The organism is Helicobacter sp. MIT 14-3879, from assembly GCF_003364125.1.
Genome location: NZ_NXLP01000075.1, coordinates 1 through 5,109 on the forward strand (window position 1 = coordinate 1; position 5,109 = coordinate 5,109).

Annotated in this window: 3 protein-coding genes; all 3 read left to right on the forward strand. The window is 35.2% G+C overall.

Translation table 11 applies throughout. From position 1 onward, the window contains the following. Nucleotides 1-350 precede the first annotated feature (350 nt). The 3 genes from CQA44_RS11040 to CQA44_RS11050 all read left to right on the forward strand — a co-directional run bounded on the left by CQA44_RS11040 (nucleotide 351) and on the right by CQA44_RS11050 (nucleotide 4,433). Complete coding sequence (locus CQA44_RS11040) at nucleotides 351-1,697, forward strand: SLC13 family permease (protein ID WP_408941394.1); 1,347 nt, start codon at nucleotides 351-353, stop codon at nucleotides 1,695-1,697. 240 nt (nucleotides 1,698-1,937) lie between these two features. After that, nucleotides 1,938-2,609 (forward strand): hypothetical protein, encoded by a 672-nt coding sequence (locus CQA44_RS11045; RefSeq protein WP_115547287.1) that lies wholly within the window; start codon nucleotides 1,938-1,940, stop codon nucleotides 2,607-2,609. Between the two features lie 315 nt (nucleotides 2,610-2,924). Next, entirely contained in the window at nucleotides 2,925-4,433 is a 1,509-nt protein-coding gene (locus CQA44_RS11050; protein ID WP_115547288.1) for an aldehyde dehydrogenase family protein, read from the forward strand. The last annotated feature ends 676 nt before the right edge of the window (nucleotides 4,434-5,109 follow it).

Here is a 5,109-nt window from a genome sequence, read left to right on the forward strand (position 1 = left end):
CAAATTAGCCTTAATTTAACATTAAAAAATTATGGTTTATTTGTTTTTATCTTAACAATCTGGGATTAACATTTAATTTTTTGTTGAGAAGTTCTTATTTGCAATCTTTATATTTTTATCTTTTCTTAGTATAATTCATGCTTATTTTTCAATTGTGATTTGAGATAAAGTTTTGAGACATCAATTCCAAGTTGAATGATGAATGGAGTTTTTAAATGCAGCAAAATCAAACAGTTACAGACTCGCAAATAAAAATCTCAGAAATGGGACAATCCCCAAATACATGCACAGAACAAGAGGGGACACAAGATTCAGGTGAGCAAAATACACAAAAATGGACAAAAATTTGTATGGGCTTAAGCACAGCAGTTGCAGTTAGTGTTATTGCGTGGCTATTTGCATTTTATTATTTACATGCCTCTCTTAAAATCTCTATACTTATTGGAATCATCGCTCTTCTTATAACCTTATGGACTAATAAGGCTTTACCTATGGGCGTTGTTTCTCTTTTGCCAATCATTTTATTTCCAAGCTTTGGTATACTTGATACCAAAAGCACAACTGCTAATTACGGTAATCCTATTGTCTTCCTTTTTCTGGGAGGTTTTATGATTGCAGCTGCCACAGAAAAAATAGGCTTACATCGTGTTATTGCTAAGATTTTTCTCTCTAAATTTCCTAAAAATCCACAAGGCGTAATTTCTGCATTAGGCGTTGCTTCTACGGTATTGGGTACTGCCCTTTCAAATTCCACTGTAGCACTCTTGTTATTGCCTGTGGCTATGTCCATTACACAGGATAAATTTTTGCAAACACGTTTTCTCTTAGCCGTTGCTTTTGGAGCAAGTATTAGCGGCATTACTACTCCTATTGGAAGCCCACCTAATCTTATCTACTTGGGGTTTTTAGAATCTCAAGGGTTATCTGGCATTAGTTTTACAACTTGGATTTTTATGATGCTACCCCTAACTTTGCTTATGCTTTATTCCATGATTAAGATTCTATCTCTTAATACAAAAAATCACGAGATTAATCTTTCGGCATTTGAATCTATTCCTATTACCACAGAGCATAAAAGATTGCTTGGCTTTATTGTGTTGCTTTTAATAGTTTTATTGATTAATTCCCCTATTCGTCCATTTTATAATGGCTTAGGGTGGAATGAGAATGTAATTTTACTAGCATTTGGATTGATGATGTTTTTGCCAAAGATTGGATTCTTAGATTGGGATGATTCTAAATCCATACCTTACGAAATCATCTTCTTATTTGGAGCTGGATTCTGTATCGCAATGGCTTTTTCACAATCTCAATTAGGAGGTGCTTTTGAATCCTTTTTGCAACAATTTGCTAATATCCCCTTTATTTTTATTGTCTTGCTATCATGTATAGGAGCAATTATTGCTACAGGATTTCTTTCTACAACCGCACTCATTGCAATTTTATTGCCAATTATTAATGTAGCAACCTCTGGTTTCTTAAGCGACACAGAGAGAATCTTGCTTATGCTTGTGGTTACTATTTGTGCTAGTTTTTCATTTATGATTCCTATTAGCACGCCCCCAAATGCCATAGTTTTTGCACAAGGAGGGATTAAAGCATGGGACATGGTGCGGTTTGGATTCTTACTTAGTGTAGTAGGAATTGGCTGCGTTACAATCTTTTGCACATGGTATTGGTGGAGCTTCATAGGATAATTCTCTGTCTGTGAATATTAAGTAGATAAGCCTATACAGAGCATTCACATACAACAAATAAATAATATTTAGTAATTGCTTTAAACTCAATAAATTTTTTTGTGCAATCTATGCTCTTAGCATTGCAACCTAATATCTTTGTCGTTTATAGGGCATTAAATTCCCCACTTTCAATTCACTATAAGCATGAATTAAATACAATTAATGCAATCAAATTGAGTATATAGTAAGGCTGTTGCAATGAAATTGTTAGAACTGATTTTTACTATATATTGCATTTCACTTCTATCATTGCTTGCATGGCTGCCTTTTAATCAAATCACAAAAAATGATACACGTTCCTACCTTACGACTCTTTATGCACTTAAACGTGCGCGTATGCTAGCTCTTGCCGATACCTCTTATTTAGGACATATAGGCTTTGAAGATGTTTATTCGTTTAGAAGCGTGGATAGGAAACGGTTATTGCTACGATATGAGCCTTTTTATTGGCAGTTACAGTTCCATACAAGCGGCATTTATACTAAAAATAGCCTTTCGCTCTATCGAGATACTCCACGATTTGCAACGACAACAGACTTTGATAGACGTCCTTTAGCAGGAGATATTGTTGCCCTTAGTACCGCTAACTTACAGTGTTTAAGTGGTTACAATAATACCAATCTTCCTGCGCGATGTAAAAATAATGCTCTGTTTGATTTTCGTTTAAGTGAAAGCAATAAACTGCAAAATTTAAGATTGCTTACCCCATCAACATGTCAAGAAAGGGACACTTTTCGTTTTTATTTTAGTGATTATTCTAGGGTTCTTTGTGGGAATCCAATTCATGAAATTAATGGCATACAGGGTATTCAAGTTGCACAATTTCATATTTTTCTTAATGCACAAACAGGTTATATATTTTTGCCTTGAAACTGTGTGATGACCAATTATCTTTTATACAAAGATTATTTAGCCTGTCTTAAATTTCTCATTAGTGTTTTGTCAATAGAGATTGCAATTAAGCAATATTATTTTTACACGCAAACTAGCTATCACAGATTCTTATTTTTATAACAAATAATAAAAAATATTTTAAAAATATTTTTTATTAATTGTTACATTAGGTAAAAAATAATAAAAGTTATTAAATTATATGACTTATGGTGCTTTGTTATTTTTAAAAATTGCTACACTACTTAAGACAGCATTAGGTTGTCATCATTACCTCAAAAACAGGAGAAAACAATGAGTAAATACACAGACAAAAACAATGTTTTTAAGTCTCGCTATGAAAATTATATTGGCGGAAAATGGGTCGCTCCAGTCGATGGCAAATATACCCAAAACAAAAGTCCCATCAATGGAGAAGTTTTGTGCGAAGTACCTTTGTCAAGTGAAAAAGACATTGAAAATGCTCTTGATGCTGCACATAAGGCAAAATGTGCTTGGGGCAGGACAAGCGTAACAGAACGTGCGAGAATCTTACTTAAGATTGCTGATAGAATCGAGGAGAATTTGGAGAAAATTGCTTATGCAGAAACTTGGGATAATGGCAAGCCTATTCGTGAAACAACTGCTGCAGATATTCCACTTTCAGCTGACCATTTTCGCTATTTTGCAGGGTGTATCCGTGCTCAAGAGGGTGGGATTAGCGAGCTTGACGAACACACAGTCGCCTATCATTTTCATGAGCCTTTGGGCGTAGTGGGGCAGATTATCCCTTGGAATTTTCCTATTCTTATGGCGGCGTGGAAGTTAGCTCCTGCATTAGCTGCAGGAAACTGTGTTGTATTGAAACCTGCATCGGCTACTCCTGCTAGCATTTTGGTGCTTTTTGATATTATTGGGGATTTGCTACCTGAGGGTGTTGTGAATATCGTGAATGGAAGTGGTGGAAAAATTGGTAAGCATCTCGCTACAAGTCCTAAAATCTCCAAAGTTGCTTTTACGGGTTCTACGAGTGTGGGTCGGCAAATCATGCAATTTGCCACGGAAAATATTATCCCATGCACACTAGAGCTTGGTGGTAAATCACCTAATATATTCTTCTCAGATATTTTTGATTATGAAGATGATTTTCTTGATAAAGCGGTAGAGGGCTTGGTGTTGTTTGCTTTCAATCAAGGAGAAGTTTGTACCTGCCCTAGCCGCGCGCTGATTCAAGAAAGCATTTATGATAAATTTATTGCAAAAGTGCTTAAAAGAGTAGAAGCGATTAAAATAGGCAATCCGTTAGATCCTGCCACAATGATGGGAGCGCAGGTTGATGAAAATCAAGTGAATACGATTTTAAACTACATTAAAATCGGTAAAGAAGAGGGTGCAACATGCCTTATTGGAGGTGAAAGAAATAATCTTGGTGGGGATTTGGCAAAAGGTTGCTACATCAAGCCTACACTTTTAAAGGGGCATAACAAAATGCGCATTTTCCAAGAAGAAATCTTTGGTCCTGTGCTTGCTGTAACGACTTTTAAAGATGAAAAAGAGGCATTAGAAATCGCCAATGACACGATTTATGGCTTAGGGAGTGGTGTATGGACACGAGACATGAATCGTGCTTATCGTATGGGACGTGGTATTAAAGCAGGTCGCGTATGGACAAACTGTTATCACTTGTACCCTGCACACGCTGCATTTGGTGGATATAAGCAAAGTGGTATTGGACGCGAAACACACAGAATGATGCTTGAGCATTACCAACAAACCAAGAATCTCCTCGTGAGTTATTCGCCTAATAAACTTGGATTTTTTTGATGTAATGTAAGATGACTATTTCAAGTGCGCTGATAACACAACGTTAATTGTAAGAGAACATGGGCAAGCTTTAAGAAGTCGCTTTGTATGAATGGGTGTAGAAGCCCATGTTCAAGTTTGTAATCCATAAAACAATTGCAGAAGTTTTTAATGCCATGTTATTCATTGCCTCATTTTCTAGTGAGATGTGTTCTTAATATCTTTTTGGTTTTTTCAAACAAGTGTATTGAATATTTTACAATGCAATTTTTCAACATTGCTATAATTAGGATTTATGTGTTTAGAATCTGATTTTCTTAGCATAACACTATTGCAAATTCTCTGCTTAAGAAACTCTCTACACAACACTCTTAACTACTAAGACTCGGATTACTTTTTTGCTAATTAGAACTTTTAATTTGTTTGTTTTTATTTGGCTTTGTTTATAACGCGAGATTAGTTGTTAAGGAAAAGAATCTAAGTCCTACATTTACACCCATGTCTATTTTTTGTTATTCTAAATCACGCGAAAATAACGTGTGTGTTGTGTAGAGAGTTTCTCATGTATAAATTTATTTTGATTTATGGGATAATAAAGTGTCAATAATCGATAAGATTTAATCTCACAAAAGACCCTAGCACTGCAAAATAAATGAGAACAAGATTCTTAATGAATAGGATATGTGTTATGGAGTAA